General features: G+C 60.9%; 17 protein-coding genes. 13 read left to right on the forward strand and 4 right to left on the reverse strand.

Annotation, left to right across the window (positions count from 1 at the left end):
- The first annotated feature begins 74 nt into the window (after positions 1–74).
- From GV819_RS09010 to GV819_RS09040, 7 genes are all read left to right on the forward strand, one after another.
- Complete coding sequence (locus GV819_RS09010) at positions 75–1,676, forward strand: ABC transporter substrate-binding protein (RefSeq protein ID WP_161755663.1); 1,602 nt, start codon at positions 75–77, stop codon at positions 1,674–1,676.
- Positions 1,677–1,843: 167 nt separating this feature from the next.
- The gene (locus GV819_RS09015) at positions 1,844–3,244 is read left to right on the forward strand and encodes an OprD family porin (protein ID WP_161755665.1); all 1,401 of its coding nucleotides are present in this window, start codon (positions 1,844–1,846) and stop codon (positions 3,242–3,244) included.
- Positions 3,245–3,322: 78 nt separating this feature from the next.
- A complete protein-coding gene (locus GV819_RS09020) occupies positions 3,323–4,918 on the forward strand; it encodes an ABC transporter substrate-binding protein (RefSeq protein ID WP_161755667.1) in 1,596 nt (531 codons plus the stop codon).
- A gap of 73 nt (positions 4,919–4,991) precedes the next feature.
- Complete coding sequence (locus tag GV819_RS09025) at positions 4,992–6,002, forward strand: ABC transporter permease subunit (RefSeq protein ID WP_161755669.1); 1,011 nt, start codon at positions 4,992–4,994, stop codon at positions 6,000–6,002.
- Between the two features lie 11 nt (positions 6,003–6,013).
- A complete protein-coding gene (locus GV819_RS09030; protein WP_161755672.1) occupies positions 6,014–6,925 on the forward strand; it encodes an ABC transporter permease subunit in 912 nt (303 codons plus the stop codon).
- A 10-nt stretch (positions 6,926–6,935) separates the two neighbouring features.
- The gene (locus GV819_RS09035) at positions 6,936–7,904 is read left to right on the forward strand and encodes an ABC transporter ATP-binding protein (RefSeq protein ID WP_161755673.1); all 969 of its coding nucleotides are present in this window, start codon (positions 6,936–6,938) and stop codon (positions 7,902–7,904) included.
- A complete protein-coding gene (locus tag GV819_RS09040; RefSeq protein WP_161755675.1) occupies positions 7,904–8,875 on the forward strand; it encodes a peptide ABC transporter ATP-binding protein in 972 nt (323 codons plus the stop codon). Before GV819_RS09035 ends, GV819_RS09040 begins: the two co-directional genes overlap by 1 nt.
- Before the next feature lie 108 nt (positions 8,876–8,983).
- Here GV819_RS09040 and GV819_RS09045 read toward each other — a convergent pair whose 3' ends face one another.
- Complete coding sequence (locus GV819_RS09045; RefSeq protein WP_178125057.1) at positions 8,984–9,223, reverse strand: hypothetical protein; 240 nt, start codon at positions 9,221–9,223, stop codon at positions 8,984–8,986.
- A 375-nt stretch (positions 9,224–9,598) separates the two neighbouring features.
- Complete coding sequence (locus GV819_RS09050; RefSeq protein WP_161755679.1) at positions 9,599–11,182, reverse strand: peptide chain release factor 3; 1,584 nt, start codon at positions 11,180–11,182, stop codon at positions 9,599–9,601.
- Positions 11,183–11,531: 349 nt separating this feature from the next.
- On the opposite strand from GV819_RS09050, the gene GV819_RS09055 reads away from it, so the two are divergent.
- The 5 genes from GV819_RS09055 to GV819_RS09075 all read left to right on the forward strand — a co-directional run bounded on the left by GV819_RS09055 (position 11,532) and on the right by GV819_RS09075 (position 16,784).
- Positions 11,532–12,248, forward strand: coding sequence for an ABC transporter permease (locus tag GV819_RS09055; RefSeq protein ID WP_161755681.1), 717 nt, complete (start codon positions 11,532–11,534; stop codon positions 12,246–12,248).
- 24 nt (positions 12,249–12,272) lie between these two features.
- Entirely contained in the window at positions 12,273–13,166 is an 894-nt protein-coding gene (locus tag GV819_RS09060) for a glycine betaine ABC transporter substrate-binding protein (protein WP_161755683.1), read from the forward strand.
- Positions 13,167–13,178: 12 nt separating this feature from the next.
- Positions 13,179–13,832, forward strand: a complete 654-nt coding sequence (locus GV819_RS09065; RefSeq protein WP_161755685.1) for an ABC transporter permease — start codon at positions 13,179–13,181, stop codon at positions 13,830–13,832.
- Positions 13,829–14,986, forward strand: coding sequence for an osmoprotectant ABC transporter ATP-binding protein OsmV (locus tag GV819_RS09070; protein ID WP_161755687.1), 1,158 nt, complete (start codon positions 13,829–13,831; stop codon positions 14,984–14,986). The genes GV819_RS09065 and GV819_RS09070 overlap by 4 nt, the downstream gene beginning before the upstream one ends.
- 634 nt (positions 14,987–15,620) lie before the next feature.
- A complete protein-coding gene (locus GV819_RS09075; RefSeq protein WP_161755689.1) occupies positions 15,621–16,784 on the forward strand; it encodes a type III PLP-dependent enzyme in 1,164 nt (387 codons plus the stop codon).
- A 152-nt stretch (positions 16,785–16,936) separates the two neighbouring features.
- Here GV819_RS09075 and GV819_RS09080 read toward each other — a convergent pair whose 3' ends face one another.
- Both GV819_RS09080 and GV819_RS09085 read right to left on the reverse strand, forming a co-directional pair.
- Positions 16,937–17,698: a tetratricopeptide repeat protein gene (locus tag GV819_RS09080; RefSeq protein WP_161755691.1), complete on the reverse strand. Its 762-nt coding sequence runs from the start codon at positions 17,696–17,698 to the stop codon at positions 16,937–16,939.
- A 3-nt stretch (positions 17,699–17,701) separates the two neighbouring features.
- Complete coding sequence (locus GV819_RS09085) at positions 17,702–18,382, reverse strand: Fe2+-dependent dioxygenase (RefSeq protein ID WP_161755693.1); 681 nt, start codon at positions 18,380–18,382, stop codon at positions 17,702–17,704.
- Positions 18,383–18,589: 207 nt separating this feature from the next.
- Here GV819_RS09085 and GV819_RS09090 point away from each other — a divergent pair, with 207 nt between their 5' ends.
- Positions 18,590–20,899 carry a TonB-dependent receptor gene (locus GV819_RS09090; protein WP_161755695.1) on the forward strand — a complete coding sequence of 770 codons (2,310 nt, stop codon included), beginning with the start codon at positions 18,590–18,592 and terminating at the stop codon, positions 20,897–20,899.
- Positions 20,900–20,918: the final 19 nt, after the last annotated feature.

Below are 20,918 nucleotides of genomic sequence, written 5' to 3' on the forward strand. Positions count from 1 at the left end.
ATCAATGACCTGTACAGGCTCCAGGAAGGAGCCATGGCCATTGATCATCACAATAAAAATGGAGATGGACCGTCATGCGTCATTCCCTGATTCTCTCGACCCTGCTGGGCAGCAGTCTACTGGCCAGTGCCTCGTTCAGCAGCGCCGCCGACCGCAGCCTGGTGTTCTGTTCCGAGGGAAGCCCGGCAGGCTTTGATACCGCGCAATACACCACCGCCACCGACAACGATGCCGCCGAGCCGTTGTACAACCGCCTGGTAGAGTTCGAAAGAGGTGCCACCAACGTGGTTCCCGGCCTGGCCAAGAGCTGGGACATTTCCGATGACGGTCTCACGTACAGCTTTCACCTGCGTGAAGGGGTGAAGTTCCACAGCACGCCGTACTTCAAACCGAGCCGTGACCTCAACGCCGACGATGTGCTGTTCACCTTCAACCGCATGCTCGACGCCGAACACCCATTCCGTAAGGCCTACCCGACGGAGTTCCCCTACTTCACCGGCATGAGCCTGAACAAGAACATCGCCAAGGTCGAGAAGACCGACCCGCTGACCGTGGTCATCACCCTGAACAGCGTGGACGCAGCCTTCATCCAGAACATCGCCATGAGTTTCGCCGCGATCCTCTCTGCCGAATATGCCGAACAGTTGCTCAAGGCCGGTACCCCTAGCCAGATCAACCAGAAACCCATCGGCACCGGGCCATTTGTCTTCCAGCGTTACCAGAAAGATTCGCAGATCCGCTACACCGCCAACACGCACTACTGGGACCCGAGCCGGGTCAAGCTCGACAGGCTGATTTTCGCCATCAACACCGACGCCTCGGTACGGGTGCAAAAACTGCGTGCCGGCGAATGCCAAGTGACCCTGCACCCGCGCCCTGCAGACATCGATGCGCTGAAGAACGATCCGAAACTGCAGGTCATCGAGAAGCCCGGCTTCAACCTTGGCTACATCGCCTACAACGTGCAGCACAAACCTTTCGACCGCCTCGAAGTACGCCAGGCCCTGGACATGGCGGTGAACAAGCCGAGCATTCTCAATGCCGTGTACCAAGGCGCAGGCCAACTGGCAGTCAACGCCATGCCGCCGACCCAGTGGTCCTACGACGACAGCATCAAGGACGCCGCCTACAACCCGGAAAAGGCCCGTGAGCTGCTCAGGGCCGCGGGGGTCAAGGAAGGTACGGAAATCACCCTCTGGGCCATGCCCGTGCAACGCCCCTACAACCCCAACGCCAAGCTGATGGCCGAGATGCTGCAAGCCGACTGGGCGAAAATCGGCCTCAAGGTGAAGATCGTCAGCTATGAATGGGGCGAGTACATCAAGCGCACCAAGAACGGTGAACATGACATCAGCCTGATCGGTTGGACCGGAGACAACGGTGACCCGGACAACTGGCTCGGCACCCTCTATAGCTGTGACGCCATCGGCGGCAACAACTACTCCATGTGGTGCGACCCGCAGTACGACAAGCTGGTCAAGCAAGCCAAAGTCGTCACCGATCGCCAGCAGCGGACCGAACTCTACAAACAGGCCCAGCAGTTGCTCAAGCAGCAAGTGCCGATCACCCCGGTGGCCCACTCAACCATCAACCAGCCATTAAGCGCCAAAGTCGAGGGTTTCATGGTCAGCCCATTTGGCCGTAACTCCTTCTCAGGTGTCAGCCTAGACCCATAACCGATGAGCCCAAAACCCTGGGGGCGTTTTTCGCCCTCACGCAGGCGCTTTGCCTGAATTTGGCGAATTAGCCACATGCAAACGTTTGCGAAGCCTTGAATGAGTTCCAAAAAACAGCCGGCCCAAAAAAACCGGCATTTAAAAAAGAAAGCAAAGGAGCTTCACCCATGAAACTGAGCAACAGCGCATTGTTAGCCTTGGCTATCAGTAGCATCACCGCCACGGCACATGCGGAGAGCATCAGCCAGGACTTCGTCCCGACTGAACTGAACAGCAAAAGCGCCCAGGCTGAAACCAAGGGGTTCATCGAAGGGCAAAGCCTGTCGGGGAGTACCCGCAACTGGTACGCCAACGAGCTGAAACGTCGTGATGATCGTTTTTCGTACAATCACAACGGCGTCGCAACTCCGACTCCCCGTCGTATCAACTGGGTCCAGGGCACCATCCTGAACTACACCTCGGGTTTCACCGAAGGCACCGTGGGTGTCAGTACCGAAGTGGCGGCCTACAACGCTATTGCTCTGGATCGTGATCGCAAGGATATCGCCGGCAAGAACAACCGTACCCTGACCCACTCCGACGGCGACGCCGTGGGCCAGTGGAGCAAGCTGGGCCTGGCCAACGTCAAGTTTCGTGTGTCGAACACCACCCTCACCGCCGGCCGACAGAACTTCAGCACGCCGATCGTCGACGTCATCGGCAACCGTCCGCTGCCTTCGAGCTTCGAAGGCATCAGCCTGCACAGTGAAGAACTCAACAACCTGTCGTTCGACCTCGCTGGTTTCGATCGAGTCTCGCCACGAACCGAACAGAGCCTGTCGAAGTTTCGCAGCGAGTACTCCGCCACTGGCGTGGAAACCGACAAGGTCTATACCGCCGGCCTCAACTATCAGCCGTTCAAGAGTCTGAAAACCAGCCTGTACGGTGCCAAGGTCAAAGACTTCTGGAACCAGTACTACTTCGGCGCCACCCACGAACTGGGTGACAGCCAGGTGCTGAGCCTGACCACTGGCCTGAACTACTACAAGACCGTCGACGAAGGTAAAAAGTTGATGGGCCAGATCGACAACGACACCTACTCGCTGTCGCTCGGCCTGACTCACCAGGCCCACAGCCTGACCTTCTCGTACCAGGAAGTCAGCGGTAACGAGTACTTCGACTACCTGCACGAAACCAACGGCATCTACCTGGCCAACTCCCTGCTCTCGGACTTCAACGGACCGAACGAGAAATCCTTCCAGATCGCCTACGGCCTGAACATGGCCGAATACGGCGTACCAGGCCTGAAATTCAACATCTACCAGGCGCGCGGCTGGGGCATCGACGGTACCCACTACCGCGGTGTTGCCTACACCGATCCAGGCGCCAAGCGTGGCGACCTGAGCCTGATGGACGGCGAAAGCCACTATGAATACGGCATCGGTGCGTCCTACGCAGTGCAGAGCGGCCCACTCAAGGCCACCGCTATTCGCGCGACGTACACCACCCACCGCGCCAGCGAACATCAGGCAGATGGCAACATCAACGAATTCCGCCTGGTCACCACCATCCCGTTCAACATTCTCTAACCCACCAGTTGAAAGGCGGGTTCATGACGAATCCGCCATTCAAGCTAATCTGGTTCAATCGATTGCAGAGGGTTCTTGATGAAAATGCTTCCCCTGAGAGCGGCCATGAGCGCCGCCTTGCTGAGCGTCGCCATGGGCGCCGCAGCCAAACCCTTGGTGGTCTGTACCGAAGCCAGCCCGGAAGGCTTCGATATGGTCCAGTACACGACTGCAGTCACTGCCGATGCGGTGGCAGAAACCATTTTCAACCGCCTGGTGGACTTCAAGCCCGGCACCACGGACATCGAGCCGGCCCTGGCCGAATCCTGGGACATCAGCCCGGACGGCCTGCAATACACCTTCCACCTGCGTAAAGACATCAAGTTCCACAGCACCGACTACTTCACCCCGACCCGCGAGATGAACGCCGACGACGTGCTCTGGAGTTTCCAGCGCCAGCTGGACCCGAAGCATCCCTGGCATGACAAGTCCAGCGTGGGCTTCCCCTACTTCGAAAGCATGGGCTTCAAGGAACTGCTGAAAAGCGTCGAAAAGATCGACGACCACACCGTGGTCTTTACCCTGACGCGTCGTGAAGCCCCATTCCTGGCCGACATCGCCATGGCCTTCTCCTCGATCTTCCCGGCGGAATACGCCGACAAGCTGCTCAAGGAAGGCAAGACTGCCGACCTCAACAGCAAGCCCATCGGTACCGGCCCATTCATTTTCAACCGCTATGCCAAGGACGCCCAGGTACGCTTCAAGGCCAACCCGGACTACTTCCGCGGCAAGCCGCCAGCCGACCCGCTGGTGCTGGCGATCACCGTCGACAACAACGTGCGCCTGCAGAAGCTCAAGGCCAACGAATGCCAGATCGCCCTCTATCCCAAGCCCGATGACATTCCCAGCATCAAGGCCGATGCCAACCTCAAGGTCGATGAACTGGCAGCCATGACCACCAGCTACATCGCCATGAACACCACCCGCAAATACATGAGCGATGTGCGCGTACGCCAGGCCATCAACATCGCCTTCGACAAAGAGGCCTACGTCAACAGCCTGTACGGCAAAGGCAACGCCCTGATCGGCACCGGGCCTTATCCACCGACCCTGCTGGGCTTCAACACCAGCCTGAAAAATCCGCCCCGCGACTTGGACAAGGCTCGCGCCCTGCTCAAGGAGGCCGCAGTGCCGGACGGCACGATGATTACCCTGTTCACCCGCAACGGCGGCGGTCCGACCAACCCCAACCCGATGCTCGGCGCCCAGATGATGCAGGCCGACCTAGCCAAGATCGGCCTCAAGCTCGACATCCGCGTCATGGAGTGGGGCGAGATGCTCAAGCGTGCGAAAAACGGCGAACACGATATGGTGTCGGCCGGCTGGGCGGGGGACAACGGCGATCCGGACAACTTCCTGACCCCGAACCTGAGTTGTGACGCGGCGAAAAACGGCGAAAACTACGCCCGCTGGTGCAACAAAACGTTCCAGGACCTGATCGACCAGGCCCGCTCCGACGCTGAACCTGCCAAACGGGCAGCGCTCTATGAAAAGTCCATGTTGGTGTTCGAACAGGATCAACCGTGGATTCCCATGGCCTATCCGAAAATGTTCACCGCCATGCGCAAGAACGTCGAGGGTTATCACCAGAGCCCCCTGACCACTAACAACTTCGCTACCACCCAAGTGAAGTAATAAGAAACGCCTGCCGCCCTTGACCCCAAGGGCGGCGGGAACGCCGAACCGGCTGATTGAGGTACTTCAGAAGATGTTTAGTTTTATTGCCCGCCGTGTGGGGTTGCTGATCCCCACATTCTTCGGCATCACCTTGCTGACCTTTGCCTTGATACGCATGATTCCCGGCGACCCCGTGGAAGTCATGATGGGCGAGCGTCGGGTCGACCCTGAGATGCATGCCCAGGCAATGGAACGCCTTGGATTGAACAAGCCGCTGTACGCCCAGTACCTGGACTACATCGGCAAGCTGGCCCACGGTGACCTGGGCGAGTCGCTGCGCACCCGCACCAGCGTGTGGAGCGAGTTCACTTCGCTGTTCCCCGCGACCCTGGAGTTGTCCATGGCCGCCCTGCTGTTCGCCGGTGTCCTCGGGCTGCTGGCCGGGGTGATTGCCGCCCTGAAGCGAGGGTCGCTGTTCGACCATGGGGTGATGGGCATCTCCCTGACGGGATACTCGATGCCGATCTTCTGGTGGGGCCTGATCCTGATCATGTTCTTCTCGGTGAGCCTGGGCTGGACCCCGGTTTCCGGGCGTATCGACCTGCTCTACGACATCGAGCCGAAAACCGGCTTCATGCTGATCGACACCCTGCTGGCCGATGACACCGGCGCCTTCTTCGACGCCCTGCATCACCTGATCCTGCCGGCCATCGTCCTGGGCACTATTCCGCTGGCGGTGATCGCGCGGATGACCCGCTCCTCGATGCTCGAAGTACTGCGTGAGGACTACATCCGCACCGCCAAGGCCAAGGGCCTGTCGCCAGCTCGCGTGGTGTTCGTCCATGGCCTGCGCAACGCACTGATTCCGGTGCTGACCGTGGTTGGCCTGCAAGTCGGCACACTGCTGGCCGGCGCGGTCCTGACCGAGACCATCTTCTCCTGGCCGGGTATCGGCAAGTGGCTGATCGAAGCCATCGGCGCCCGGGACTATCCCGTGGTGCAGAACGGCATCCTGCTGATCGCCTGCCTGGTGATCATGGTCAACTTCGTGGTGGACATCCTCTACGGCTTTGCCAATCCACGCATCCGTCACCAGCGCTGAGATCAAGACTAATGAGCACTCAAACCTCCTCAGTAGCAGTCGATCAAAGCCTGCTCTATCCGTCCGTGTACAAAGAGTTCTGGCAGCACTTCTCCCGCAACAAAGGGGCAGTGGCCGGTCTGTTGTTCATGATGCTGGTGGTCTTCTGCGCCCTGTTCGCGCCCTGGGTTGCCCCGCATAACCCCAGCGAACAATACCGCGACTTCCTGCTGACGCCGCCGGCCTGGCTTGAAGGCGGGCAGATGCAATTCCTGCTGGGCACTGACGAACTGGGCCGTGACCTGCTGTCACGCCTGATCCAGGGTTCACGCCTGTCGCTGCTGATCGGCCTGTCGTCGGTGGTGATGTCGCTGATCCCGGGGATTCTCCTCGGACTGTTCGCCGGGTTCTTCCCGCGCTTGCTGGGCCCGACCATCATGCGCCTGATGGACATCATGCTGGCCCTGCCCTCGTTGCTGCTGGCCGTGGCGATTGTCGCCATCCTCGGCCCTGGCCTGATCAATACCGTGATCGCCATCGCCGTGGTGTCCCTGCCGTCCTATGTCCGTCTGACCCGCGCCGCGGTAATGGGCGAACTGAATCGCGACTACGTGACCGCCGCCCGCCTGGCCGGTGCCGGCCTGCCGCGCCTGATGTTCATCACCGTACTGCCCAACTGCATGGCACCGCTGATCGTCCAGGCAACCCTGAGCTTCTCCTCGGCAATCCTCGATGCCGCCGCCCTGGGCTTCCTCGGCCTCGGCGTGCAACCACCGACCCCTGAGTGGGGCACCATGCTGGCCTCGGCCCGCGACTACATCGAACGCGCCTGGTGGGTCGTGAGCCTGCCGGGCCTGACCATTTTGCTCAGCGTGCTGGCAATCAACCTGATGGGCGACGGCCTGCGCGATGCGCTGGATCCGAAACTCAAGAACGCCGCCTGAGGAGATTCCCATGTCACTGTTAGAAATCAAGAATCTCAATGTCCGCTTCGGCGACGCCAGGGCGGTTCCGGTGGTCGATGGCCTCGACCTCAAGGTCGACAAGGGCGAAGTCCTGGCCATCGTTGGCGAATCCGGCTCCGGCAAGTCGGTGACCATGATGGCGCTGATGGGCCTGATCGAGCACCCCGGCATCGTCACCGCCGACGCTCTCAACTTCGACGGCCGCGACATGCTCAAGCTCAGCGCCCGCCAGCGCCGGCGGATCGTCGGCAAGGACCTGGCCATGGTCTTCCAGGACCCGATGACCGCGCTGAATCCCAGCTACACCGTGGGTTTCCAGATCGAGGAGGTGCTGCGCCTGCACCTGAAGATGTCCAGCAAGGCGGCACGCAAGCGCGCCATCGAGTTGCTGGAAAAGGTCGAGATCCCTGGCGCTGCCAGCCGTATGGACGCCTACCCGCACCAACTGTCCGGTGGCATGAGCCAACGGGTAGCCATCGCCATGGCGATTGCCGGCGAGCCCAAGCTGCTGATCGCCGATGAACCCACCACCGCCCTCGATGTGACCATCCAGGCGCAGATCATGGAACTGCTGCTCGCCCTGCAGAAAGAGCAGGACATGGGCCTGGTGCTGATCACCCACGACCTCGCCGTGGTGGCCGAGACCGCCCAGCGAGTCTGTGTGATGTATGCCGGCCAAGCCGTGGAAGTGGGGCAAGTGCCGCAGTTGTTCGACATCCCCGCGCATCCCTACAGCGAAGCGCTGCTGGCGGCAATTCCCGAGCACAGCCTGGGGGCCTCCCGCCTCTCGACCCTGCCGGGTATCGTCCCTGGTCGCTACGATCGACCCCAGGGTTGCCTGCTGTCACCACGCTGCCCTTATGCCCAGGACAACTGCCGTCAAGTGCGCCCCAGCCTTGATCAAAAAGCCGCCAGCCTGGCGCGCTGCTTCTACCCGCTGAATCAGGAGGTGGCGTAATGGCCGTCGTTCTTACCGCCCGCGACCTGACCCGTCACTACGAAGTATCCCGCGGCCTGTTCAAGGGCCACGCCACCGTGCGCGCGCTCAACGGCGTGTCCTTTGAACTGGAAGCCGGCAAGACTCTGGCCGTGGTGGGCGAGTCCGGTTGCGGCAAGTCGACCCTGGCCAGAGCCCTGACCCTGATTGAAGAGCCCTCTTCGGGCTCGCTGAAAATCGCCGGCCAGGAAGTTGCCGGCGCCAACAAGGCCCAGCGCAAGCAACTGCGAAAAGATGTGCAGATGGTGTTCCAGAGCCCTTACGCCTCGCTCAATCCACGGCAGAAGATTGGTGATCAACTGGCAGAGCCTTTATTGATCAACACCAAACTGTCGGCTGCCGAACGGCGCGAGAAAGTCCAGGCGATGATGAAGCAGGTAGGCCTGCGCCCCGAGCACTATCAGCGCTACCCGCACATGTTCTCCGGCGGGCAACGCCAGCGCATCGCCCTGGCTCGGGCGATGATGCTGCAACCCAAGGTGCTGGTGGCGGACGAGCCGACCTCGGCCCTGGACGTATCGATCCAGGCTCAGGTACTGAACCTGTTCATGGACCTGCAGCAGGAATTCAACACCGCCTACGTGTTCATTTCCCACAACCTGGCGGTGGTGCGTCACGTTGCCGATCAGGTGCTGGTGATGTACCTCGGCCGGCCGGTGGAGATGGGGCCCAAGGAGGACATCTACACCCGTCCCCTGCACCCCTATACCCAGGCGCTGCTGTCGGCGACCCCGACCATTCACCCGGACCCGGACAAGCCGAAGATCAAGATCGTCGGCGAATTGCCCAACCCACTGAACCCGCCATCCGGTTGCGCCTTCCACAAACGCTGCCCCTACGCCACCGAGCGTTGCAGCACTGAAGAGCCGGCCCTGCGCCAGCTCGACAGCCGGCAGGTGGCCTGTCACTACGCCGAGCAATTCCTGGTGTAGACAGCCATGAAAAAGGCGCTCCCGGAAAGCCTTCCGGGAGCGCCTGAACCTTGTTCGACCCGCCCCTGGCAACGGATTGCGCATCAGTCCGTTGTCGGGGGCTTTCTTTTAGCCCTGGCTGTCACCGTCGTCATCAGTGGTCTGATCGTCATCGCCGGAGCTGCCACCCTGGCCTTCATCGCCCGGCTCCGAGTCGGACTTGGCGAGCATCTGCACCGGCGTGCTCTGGTTCGATGTGAAGCCTGGCTCGGTCACTTGCATCAGGTTGTGAGCCCAGGCCGCCGAGGTTCCCAGCGACAGCATCACCAGCACTTTGAGCAGCAGCACAACGCGTTGGAACATTCTCATAGCCGATTCCATCCCTTCATAGGTGAATCATCGAAGGCTGCGAACCCTGCCTTACAGTGGCCACAGCACTGTCTGAAACCTAGTCGCGATATCCCGGCTTTTCCAGATAGCAGGCTATCGATACCCGAGCCGACCGGGCCCTTCCGACTAACGGCGCCCAGCCCCTGAAAACACCGCAACCCGTAGGAGCCGGCTTGCCGGCGAAAGACACGCGGCCATTCCCTTTACAGGCCATGGTTCGTGTTGCGTCCCGTTTGGCCTCTTCGCTGGCAAGCCAGCTCCTACAGGGAGAGGTGCCAAGCCGATCCGGGAATCCATCGGCTAAAAAAAAGCCCCGCTGTCTGCACAGCGGGGCTCGGGGAGTCACCGGCGAACTTAGTGGTGTTCGCGAGTGGCGCGGAATTTCACGTCCGGCCAGCGTTCTTCCATCAGCGCCAGGTTGACCCGGGTCGGCGCCAGGTAGGTCAGGTGACCACCGCCGTCCAGGGCCAGGTTTTCCACCGCCTTGTTGGAAAACTCTTCGAGCTTCTTCTTGTCGCTGCAGTCGATCCAACGGGCCGACCACACGGTGATCGGCTCATAGGAGCACTCCACCTTGTATTCCTCCTTCAGGCGGCTGGCCACCACATCGAACTGCAACACACCGACGGCGCCGAGGATGATGTCGTTGCTGCGCTCCGGGAAGAACACCTGGGTCGCGCCCTCTTCGGCCAGCTGTTGCAGGCCCTGACGCAGCTGCTTGGACTTGAGCGGGTCCTTCAGGCGCACGCGGCGGAACAGTTCCGGGGCGAAGTGCGGGATACCAGTGAAGCCCAGGGCCTCGCCTTCGGTGAAGGTGTCGCCGATCTGGATGGTGCCGTGGTTGTGCAGGCCGATGATGTCGCCGGCATAGGCTTCTTCCAGCTGCTCACGCTCGGAGGAGAAGAAAGTCAGGGCGTCGCCGATGCGCAAGTCCTTGCCGGTACGCACGTGGCGCATCTTCATGCCCTTCTCGTACTTGCCCGAGCAGATGCGCATGAAGGCGATACGGTCGCGGTGCTTGGGGTCCATGTTCGCCTGGATCTTGAACACGAAGCCGCTGAACTTCTCCTCCTGGGGCGTCACAGTGCGCTCGTTGGCAACCCGCGGCAGCGGCCGCGGTGCCCAGTCAACCACCGCGTCAAGCACGTGATCGACACCGAAGTTGCCCAGGGCGGTACCGAAGAACACCGGGGTCAAATGGCCGTCGAGGAACTCCTGCTGGTTGAACTCGTGGCAGGCGCCCTGCACCAGTTCCAGCTGATCGATGAAACGCTCGTACTCGTCACCCAGGTGGGCCCGGGCTTCGTCGGAGTCGAGTTTCTCGATGATCTTGGTTTCGGTGCGCTCGTGGCCGTGGCCCGGGGTGTAAACGATGATGTAGTCGCCCGCCAGGTGGTACACGCCCTTGAAGTCGCGGTAGCAACCGATCGGCCAGGTGATGGGTGCAGCCTTGATCTTCAGGACCGCCTCGATTTCATCCAGCAGTTCGATCGGGTCGCGAATGTCCCGGTCGAGTTTGTTGATGAAGCTGACGATGGGCGTGTCACGCAGGCGGCAGACGTCCATCAGGGCGATGGTCCGTGGCTCTACGCCCTTACCGCCGTCGAGCACCATCAGCGCCGAGTCCACTGCGGTCAGGGTGCGATAGGTGTCTTCCGAGAAGTCTTCGTGGCCCGGGGTGTCCAGCAGGTTGATCATGTGTTCGCGATAGGGGAACTGCATGACCGACGTGGTAATGGAAATACCCCGCTGCTTCTCCATCTCCATCCAGTCGGAAGTGGCGTGGCGGTCGGACTTACGCGATTTGACGGTACCCGCCACCGCAATCGCCTTGCCCATCAGCAACAGCTTCTCGGTGATGGTGGTCTTACCCGCATCCGGGTGGGAAATAATGGCGAAAGTGCGGCGTTTCGCGACTTCGGCGGCCTGTTGGGTCATGGGAAATCGCCTGGCGATGATCAAAAAAGGGCGCAGATTATAGCCCAGACATAGCCTCTCGGGCCACCGCTGCCCCCGTCGCCCAAGCCACCACGCGGCAGATAAACGGTGGCTATATGCTGCCAAGTATGGAACCTTTTAAAACGTGGAGACGTCCACTCCCCTGTCACGCGCTGTCGTCAGGGGCTGAAATATCAGCTAGTTAGCTTGACGAAGCTGCGCTCATGGCTCGTTCACCTGCCGCTCTGCCGGCAACCGACGAGCTGCTTTTCGCGCGTACTTTCGCGGCAGCCAGGAATGGCCTTGCCACACGGGAAAGTGCCCGCCGACTGAAAAAAGGAGTCCGCCTGTGGCTATTCGCTATGGCAAAGGGCTGATAGGAGGGGTTGCGGTAATCGCCCTCCTGGCCCTGCTGGTCCACTGGATCGGCATCACGACGATCGAACACTACCGCGACGATCTGTTGTTCTACCTGCAAGCCCATCTGTACCTGGTACTCGCGTCAATGTTCGCCGCCCTAGTCGTGGGGATCCCCGCCGGGATCTTCCTCAGCCGACCCTCGATGGTCGGGCGCGCTGAACGCTTCATGCAAATCTTCAACATTGGCAACACCGTTCCCCCTCTGGCCGTCCTGGCCATCGCCCTGGGGATCCTCGGCATCGGCAGTGGCCCGGCCATCTTCGCTCTGTTCCTCGCCTCCTTGCTGCCCATCGTGCGCAACACCTTTGAGGGCCTGAAAAACGTCCAGGGTTCTCTCAAGGAAGCCGCAGTCGGCATCGGCATGACGCCACGCCAGGTGCTGTGGAAAGTCGAATTGCCCAATGCCGTGCCAATCATCATCGGCGGCGTGCGGGTAGCCCTGGCGATCAACGTCGGTACCGCGCCCCTGGCCTTCCTGATCGGCGCCAACAGCCTGGGCAGCCTGATCTTCCCCGGCATCGCCCTGAACAATCAGCCGCAACTGCTGCTCGGCGCCGCCTGCACCGCACTGCTGGCCTTGCTCCTCGACGGCCTGGTGACCCTGGCCAGCCGCCTTTGGCTGGAACGTGGTCTGCGCCCGTCTTAAGCCCGTCAGAGACAAGGAACCGACATGAAGAAATTAAGCCTGATACTCGGCTGCGTCCTGCTTTTCAGCGGACTGGCCCACGCCGCGGAAAAACCGCTGATCCGCATCGGCGCCCGGGTCTTCACCGAGCAGACCCTGCTGGCGGAAATCACCTCCCAGTACCTGCGCAGCAAGGGCTACGACACCCGCGTCACCGGCGGCCTGGGCAGCAGCCTGGCCCGCAGCGCCCAGGAAAGTGGCCAACTGGACCTGATCTGGGAATACACCGGGGTGTCGCTGGTGGCCTACAACCACATCGACGAGAAGCTCGACAGCGAACAGTCCTACGCCCGGGTGAAAGAACTCGACGCGAAAAAAGGCCTGGTCTGGTTGTCGCCGTCCAAGTTCAGCAATACCTATGCCCTGGCGCTGCCAGAAAACGTGGCCAAGGAACATCCACAGATCAACAGCATCAGCGACCTGACCCAGGCCCTGGCCGAAAACACCCGGGAACATCGCCTGGTGGCCCTGGACACCGAGTTTGCCAACCGTTCCGACGGCATGGCCGGGATGGTCAAGCTGTACGACATGGCCCTGACCCGCAAGAACACCCGGCAGATGGACGCCGGCCTGGTCTACACCGCCCTGCGCAATGGCCAGGTGTTTGCCGGCCTGGTCTACACCACCGACGGGCGCTTGAACGCCTTCAAGCTGAAACTGCTGGAAGACGACAAGCACTACTTCCCGGACTACACCGCCGCGCCCGTGGTGCGTCAGGTCTACCTCGACGCCCACCCGCAACTGGCCGCCGAGCTCAAGCCGCTGGCTGCGCTGTTCGACGACGAAACCATGCGCCAGCTGAACGCGCGGGTCGACGTCGACCACGAAAGCCCCTCCGCCGTGGCCGCAGATTTCCTGCGCCAGCACCCGATCAACTAAAGAGGAGAAGACATGGAATTCCTGAACGCCTTTTCCCATCTCGATTGGGCCCAGGTCCTGCACCTGACCTGGCAGCACATCACCCTGGTGGGCATCGCCGTGACCCTGGCCATCGTCTTCGGCGTCCCCCTGGGCGTGCTGATGACCCGCTTCCCGACCCTCGCCGGCCCGCTGCAGGCCAGCGCCACCGTGCTGCTGACCATTCCGTCCATCGCCCTGTTCGGCCTGCTGCTGCCGTTCTACTCCAAGTTCGGCCAGGGCCTCGGTCCGCTGCCGGCCATCACCGCCGTGTTCCTCTATTCCCTGCTGCCGATCATGCGCAACACCTACCTGGCGCTGACCGGTGTCGAGCCGGGCATTCGCGAAGCCGCCCGCGGCATCGGCATGACCTTCGGCCAGCGCCTGCGCATGGTCGAGTTGCCGATCGCGGTGCCGGTGATTCTCGCCGGGGTCCGCACCGCGGTGGTGATGAACATCGGCGTCATGACCATCGCCGCCACCATCGGCGCCGGCGGCCTGGGCGTACTCATTCTTGCTTCCATCAGCCGCAGCGACATGTCGATGCTGATCGTCGGCGCGGTGCTGGTCAGTCTCCTGGCCATCTTCGCCGACCTGCTTCTGCAATGGCTGCAACGCACGCTGACTCCAAAAGGACTCCTGAAATGATCGAACTTCAAAACCTGACCAAGACCTTTCGCAGCAACGGCAAGGATGTCAAAGCCGTCGATTCGGTAAGCCTGACCGTCAATGAAGGCGAGATCTGCGTATTCCTCGGGCCCTCCGGTTGCGGCAAGAGCACCACGCTGAAAATGATCAACCGCCTGATCATGCCCACCTCGGGCAAGGTGCTGATCAATGGCGAGGACACCACCGACCTGGATGAAGTGACCCTGCGCCGCAACATCGGCTACGTGATCCAGCAGATCGGCCTGTTCCCCAACATGACCATCGAGGAAAACATCGTGGTGGTGCCGCGCCTGCTGGGCTGGGACAAGCAGAAATGCCATGACCGCGCCCGCGAGCTGATGAGCATGATCAAGCTCGAACCCAAGCAGTACCTGCATCGTTATCCGCGGGAACTGTCCGGTGGCCAGCAACAGCGCATCGGGGTGATCCGCGCCCTGGCGGCGGACGCTCCGCTGCTGCTGATGGACGAGCCCTTCGGCGCGGTGGACCCGATCAACCGCGAGATGATCCAGAACGAGTTCTTCGAGATGCAGCGGGCGCTGAACAAGACTGTGATCATGGTCAGCCACGACATCGACGAAGCCATCAAGCTGGGGGACAAGATCGCCATCTTCCGCGCCGGCAAACTGCTGCAGATCGACCACCCGGACACCCTGCTGGCACACCCGGCGGACGACTTCGTCAGCAACTTCGTCGGCCAGGACAGCACCCTCAAGCGCCTGCTGCTGGTCAAGGCCGAAGACGCTGCGGACAACGCGCCGTCGGTGAGCCCGGAAACCCCGGTGGCCGACGCCCTGGAACTGATGGACGAACACGACCGGCGCTACGTGGTGGTGACCTGTGCCGAGAACAAGGCCCTGGGTTATGTACGACGCCGCGATTTGCACCGTCAGACCGGCACCTGCCAGCAATTCCTGCGGGAGTTCAACGCCACTGCTGCCTACGACGAACACTTGCGGATTCTTCTGTCGCGCATGTACGAGTTCAACCGCTCATGGTTGCCGGTGATGGACGCCGAACGGGTGTTCCTCGGGGAAGTGACCCAGGAATCCATTGCCGCCTACCTGAGCTCGGGGCGTTCGCGAGGGGCCAAGACCAGCATCGTTTCCCCCGCGGAAACAGCCTCTGCCTGATAGTCACAGCCCTCCCCCGTAGGAGCTGGCTTGCCAGCGAAGGCGCCCGCCAGAACTGCGCAAGGTTCAAGGGCCTTTTTCGCCGGCAAGCCGGCTCCTACGGGGGCGGCAAGAAATATGAACACCCGGACCTGTCGCGGCCACGGCAAGCAGGGGCCGCAATGATCAAAATAACCCTCTGATGGAGCGTTTCGCAGGCAACGTCGCCGATGTTGACGACTTCGTTGTTTACGGTGATCAGGTAGACAAAGGCGTCGAACGTGCAGGTATTTTTAACACCGGGGAATTCTTCGGGAACATCTGTCCGTCATCTGTGTCGGCTACAAAGAGAGGTGTCGATAACGCACGTCAGACAAGTGCAAAAACGCGACATTTTTTGTTGATCTCAGCCCCCTCACCGCCTAAAGTTCGCGCCGAACGTCCATGCTGGAAACGATCCATCCGGCTCAAGTACTGACGACGAGACAGCAAGGCCAAGGGCAGGTTTCCCATGGCCTTTTTGCTTTCGGCGACATGCCTTGGGAAGTAGGCGAACCAAAGTGGGGATACGGAGGACGTTCACAAGGAGGGGTCATTAATGACACCTCCTTAAACCCATTGATGACTCATGTTTGCCAGTAGGAGCTTCCAACGCATGTCGATTAACGTCGAAGACTATTTCGCGCGCGAAACCTTTCAAAAAATGAAAGCGTTCGCCGACCAGCAAGAAACCCCGTTCGTGGTCATCGACACTCAGATGATCTCCCAGGCCTACGACGACCTGCGCGCCGGTTTCGAATTCGCCAAGGTCTACTACGCGGTCAAGGCCAACCCGGCCGTCGAGATCATCGACCTGCTGCGTGACAAGGGCTCGAACTTCGACATCGCCTCGATCTATGAGCTGGACAAAGTGCTGAACCAGGGCGTCAGCCCCGACCGCATCAGCTACGGCAACACCATCAAGAAATCCAAGGACATCCGCTACTTCTACGAGAAGGGCGTGCGCCTGTATTCCACCGACTCCGAAGCCGACCTGCGCAACATCGCCAAGGCCGCTCCTGGCTCGAAGGTCTATGTGCGCATCCTCACCGAAGGCTCGACCACTGCCGACTGGCCTTTGTCGCGCAAATTCGGCTGCCAGACCGACATGGCCATGGACCTCTTGATCCTCGCCCGCGACCTCGGCCTGGTGCCGTACGGCGTGTCGTTCCACGTTGGCTCGCAACAGCGCGACATCAGCGTCTGGGACGCGGCGATCGCCAAGGTCAAGGTGATCTTCGAGCGCCTCAAGGAAGAAGACGGCATCCACCTCAAGCTGATCAACATGGGCGGTGGCTTCCCGGCCAACTACATCACCCGTACCAATAGCCTGGAAACCTACGCTGAAGAGATCATCCGCTTCCTCAAGGAAGACTTCGGCGACGACCTGCCGGAAATCATCCTCGAACCAGGCCGTTCGCTGATCGCCAACGCCGGCATCCTGGTCAGTGAAGTGGTGCTGGTGGCGCGCAAGTCGCGCACCGCTGTCGAGCGCTGGGTGTACACCGACGTGGGCAAGTTCTCCGGCCTGATCGAAACCATGGACGAAGCCATCAAGTTCCCGATCTGGACCGAAAAGAAAGGCGAGATGGAAGAAGTGGTGATCGCTGGTCCGACCTGCGACAGCGCCGACATCATGTACGAGAACTACAAGTACGGCCTGCCACTGAACCTGGCCATCGGCGACCGCCTGTACTGGCTGTCCACCGGTGCCTACACCACCAGCTACAGCGCTGTTGAGTTCAATGGCTTCCCGCCACTCAAAGCGTTTTACGTTTAACCGCAGCGGCAAGCTGCAAGAAAAAGCCCATGACTTGTCATGGGCTTTTTTGTACCTGAATCACAGATTCTTGTAGGAGCGAGCTTGCTCGCGAAACGCAGGCAACTCATTGCCCGGGGCTGGCCCCTTCGCTGGCAAGCCAGCTCCTACGGTCATTGCGGGGCATCGCCCAGTTCCACCGCCCGCCGCTGATAGGCCAGAGCCAGTTCGCGAATCTCCGCGTGCGTGGCATTGAGCAACGCGGTACAGGCCACCCGGAGGAAATTCAGGTTGCCGCCGGTCAGGGCTCGATTCAGCCACTCCACCGCCTCGTCGATTCGCCCGGCATCGGCCAGCACCGCCGCATGGCTGAACTGGCCACGGAAATCACCGCCCTCGGCCGAGCGCCGATACCAGTCACGGGCCGCTTCAAGGTCGACCGGACACACCAACCCCTCCTCCAGATAACGCCCCAGCAGGTTCATCGATTTGGCATGGCCCAACTGCGCCGCGCGGCGATAGCAGGCCAGTGCCAGGGAATGGTTTTGTTCCACGCCACGGCCGGTGGCCAAAAGGTTGGCGTAGTTGTACAGCCCCCAGTCCAGACCCGCCTCGGCGGCCAGACGATAGTGCCCGGCAGCACGGGTAGCATCCGCCGTGCAGCCCCAGCCGTGCTCATGACAACGACCGAGCATGTTACGCGCCATCAGGTGCCCTCCCTGGGTCGCGATCTCGAACCAGCGCACCGCCAAAGGCTGGTCCTGCTGAATGCCCCGACCGTCGAGGAGGATCTGCCCCAGCAATGCCTGGGCATCGACAAGCCCCTCACGAGCCGCCACCAGCACTGCCTGGGCGGCACGGGCCGGGCTCTCTTCGAGCATGGCGCTCAATTGCGCGCCATCAAGGATTTCCTCACGGCGTAGTTGAAAGGTCACGGCTTACACCTCGACCCAGCGACGCAGCAGGTTGTGGTACGTGCCGGTCAGGCGGATCAGTGAGGGATGCTCGGGCATGTCCCGGGTCAGCTCCTGGATCGCCCCGTCCATTTCGAACAGCAGAGCACGCTGGCTGTCCTCGCGCACCAGGCTCTGGGTCCAGAAGAACGAAGCGTAACGGGCGCCGCGGGTTACCGGGTTGACCTTGTGCAGACTGGTACCGGGATACAGGACCATGTCCCCCGCCGGCAACTTCACTCGCTGCAGGCCGTAGGTGTCCTGGATCTCCAGCTCGCCACCGTCGTAATCCTCGGGGTCGCTGAAGAACAGGGTCGACGACAGGTCGGTGCGCACCCGCTCCGGGCTGCCCTTGGGCTGGCGCACCGCATTGTCGATGTGGAAGTCGAAGCTGCCACCGGCGGTGTAGCAGTTGATCAACGGCGGGAACACCTTGTGCGGCAAGGCGGCAGACATGAACAGCGGGTTCTTCCACAGCCGGTCGAGCATCGCCGCACCGATCTCCTGGGCCAGCGCGTGCCCTTCGGGCAACTGCAGGTTGTGCTTGGCCTTGGCCGATTGGTACCCGGCGGTGATCTTGCCGTCCGCCCAGTCGGCCTGCTCCAGGGCTTCACGAATGCGCCCCACTTCATCACGGGTGAACACGCCAGGAATGTGCAGCAACATGGCCAGGTACCTGAGAACCAAAAGATCGTCAATGATATTGATTCTTATTGACTGTGTAAAACCCGGGGACGAACGAGAACGCAAAAACCGTAAAGATAAATTGTAAAGAATGTAAATTCTTCTCTAATAGCAATATTTCGCAATTGATAACGAATGCTTTTATCCCCTATATTCCGCCGCCTCAAATCCCTGGGGAGGGGAATAAAAATGTCACGCCAACAACCACTATCCGCCGTCAGTTCACCACGCCTGCTGGCGTCTGCGATTGGCGTGGCAATCACCGCCGGCTCTGCAGGCCACATGGTCCAGGCTGCTGAAGACACCAGCAAGAAGACCTCGGGCAACGCCATCGCCCTGGATGCCACCAGCATCACCGGTGAAGCGCAGGAATCAACGTCCTACCAGGTAGACAAAGCCTCCTCACAGAAATACACCGCACCACTGGTGGATACGCCACGTTCGGTCACGGTGATTCCCCAGCAAGTGCTCAAAGACACCGCCGCCACGTCCCTGCAGGATGCATTGCGTACCGTTCCGGGGATCACCTTCGGCGCAGGTGAAGGTGGCAACCCCCAAGGCGATCGCCCGTTCATTCGTGGTTTTGACGCTCAAGGCGACACCTATCTCGACGGCGTACGCGACACCGGCGGCCAAAGCCGCGAAATCTTCGACATCGAGTCGGTCGAAGTCAGCAAGGGCCCGAACTCCTCATTCGGCGGACGCGGCTCGGCCGGCGGTAGCCTGAACCTGGTGAGCAAGCTGCCCAAGCAACAAGACTTCCTCAATGGTGGTTTCACTTACGGTTCCGACCAGACCCGCCGTTACACCCTCGACGTCAACCGTCAGTTCCTCGAAGGCGCGGCTTTCCGCCTGAACCTGATGAGCCACGAACAGAACGTAGCGGGTCGTGACGCCGTCAACTACGACCGCTGGGGCGTAGCGCCATCGTTGACCTTTGGCTTGGGTACCCCTACCCGGGTCAACGTCAGCTACTACCACATGGAAAGCGACGATCTGCCGGATTCGGGCATTCCGTATGGCTACAGTTCGAGCGCTGCCAAAGCGCCGCACGTGCATGACAAGCCGACCGACGGTGGCGACAGCAACAACTTCTATGGCCTGAAAGGTCGAGACTTCCGCAAGACCCGCGCGGACATCAGCACCGTCTCCATCGAGCACGACCTGAACGAAAACATGACGCTGAAAAATACCCTGCGTCATGGCAACACCGGCCAGGATTACATCCTCACCCAACCGGATGACAGCCAGCACAACGTCAACCAGTTCGGTACCGTCTGGCGCCGCGCCAACAGCCGCGTGTCGACCACGGAAACCACCACCAACCAGACCGATCTGTTTGGCGAGTTCCACGCACTGGGCTTCAAGAACAACTACTCGACCGGTCTTGAATTCACCGGCGAAGAAACCCGAGTCAGCAGCTACACCGTGAGCCCCAACAGCAACCCGACCTGTACTGCAGGCAAGGTCGGCAGCACGGGTGGCAGTTGCACCTCCTTGGCCAATCCGAACCCGGACGAAGCCTGGACCGGCAGTGCCGCGCGCAACTACAACGGCACCAACACCAAGGCCACCTCCCGCGCCGCCTACGTCTTCGATACCATCGAACTCGATCCGAAATGGCTGCTGAACCTGGGCCTGCGCTACGACACCTTCGATACCGTGGCCAATACCAATGCCGTTCCAACCTCCACGGTCAAGGCCCGCAGCAAGCTGAAAGACAGCAGCCAGTTCTGGAACTGGCAGGCCGGACTGGTCTGGAAGCCGATGGAAAACGGCAGTGTCTATGCCTCCTACGCGACCTCGGCCACCCCGGCCGGTGCACTGGTGGGTGAAGGTGCAGAAGGCAACCCTCTGGCGGCTGGCGCCAGCACCAGCGACTTGCAGCCTGAAGAAACCGTCAACTACGAGCTGGGCACCAAGTGGAATGTGCTCAACGATCGCCTGTCTCTCACCGCGGCGGTATTCCGCACCGAGAAGAAAAACACCCGGGTCCTGGTTGACGCAATGACCTACGAGAACGCCGGTGAGTCCCGTGTCGACGGCCTGGAGCTGGGCGCCAGCGGCAAGATCACCGACAAATGGCAAGTCTTCGCCGGCTATAGCTACCTCAAGAGCGAATTGGTGGACGCAGGCTTGACCGGTCGTAACGGCGCGATCACCGTCGGTGCGGCCTCGGCCAAAGGCAATGAAATGCCGAACACGCCGAAGAACACCTTCAGCCTCTGGAGCACCTACGACATCACCTCAAAACTGACCGTCGGCGGCGGCGCGTTCTATGTCGACGATGTCTACGGCGACACTGCCAACACCGTGTACGTTCCCTCCTACACCCGCTACGACGCCATGGCCAGCTACAAGCTGACCAAGAACGTCGACCTGCAACTGAACGTGCAGAACCTGACCGACAAGACCTACTACGACAAGGCCTACGCGGCGCACTTCGCCAACCAGGCAGCCGGTCGTACCGCATTGTTGACCACCAGCTTCCACTTCTGATCCAGCACAAAACCCTGTG

The sequence above is a fragment of the Pseudomonas sp. Fl5BN2 genome, from assembly GCF_009908205.1.
GTDB lineage: Bacteria > Pseudomonadota > Gammaproteobacteria > Pseudomonadales > Pseudomonadaceae > Aquipseudomonas.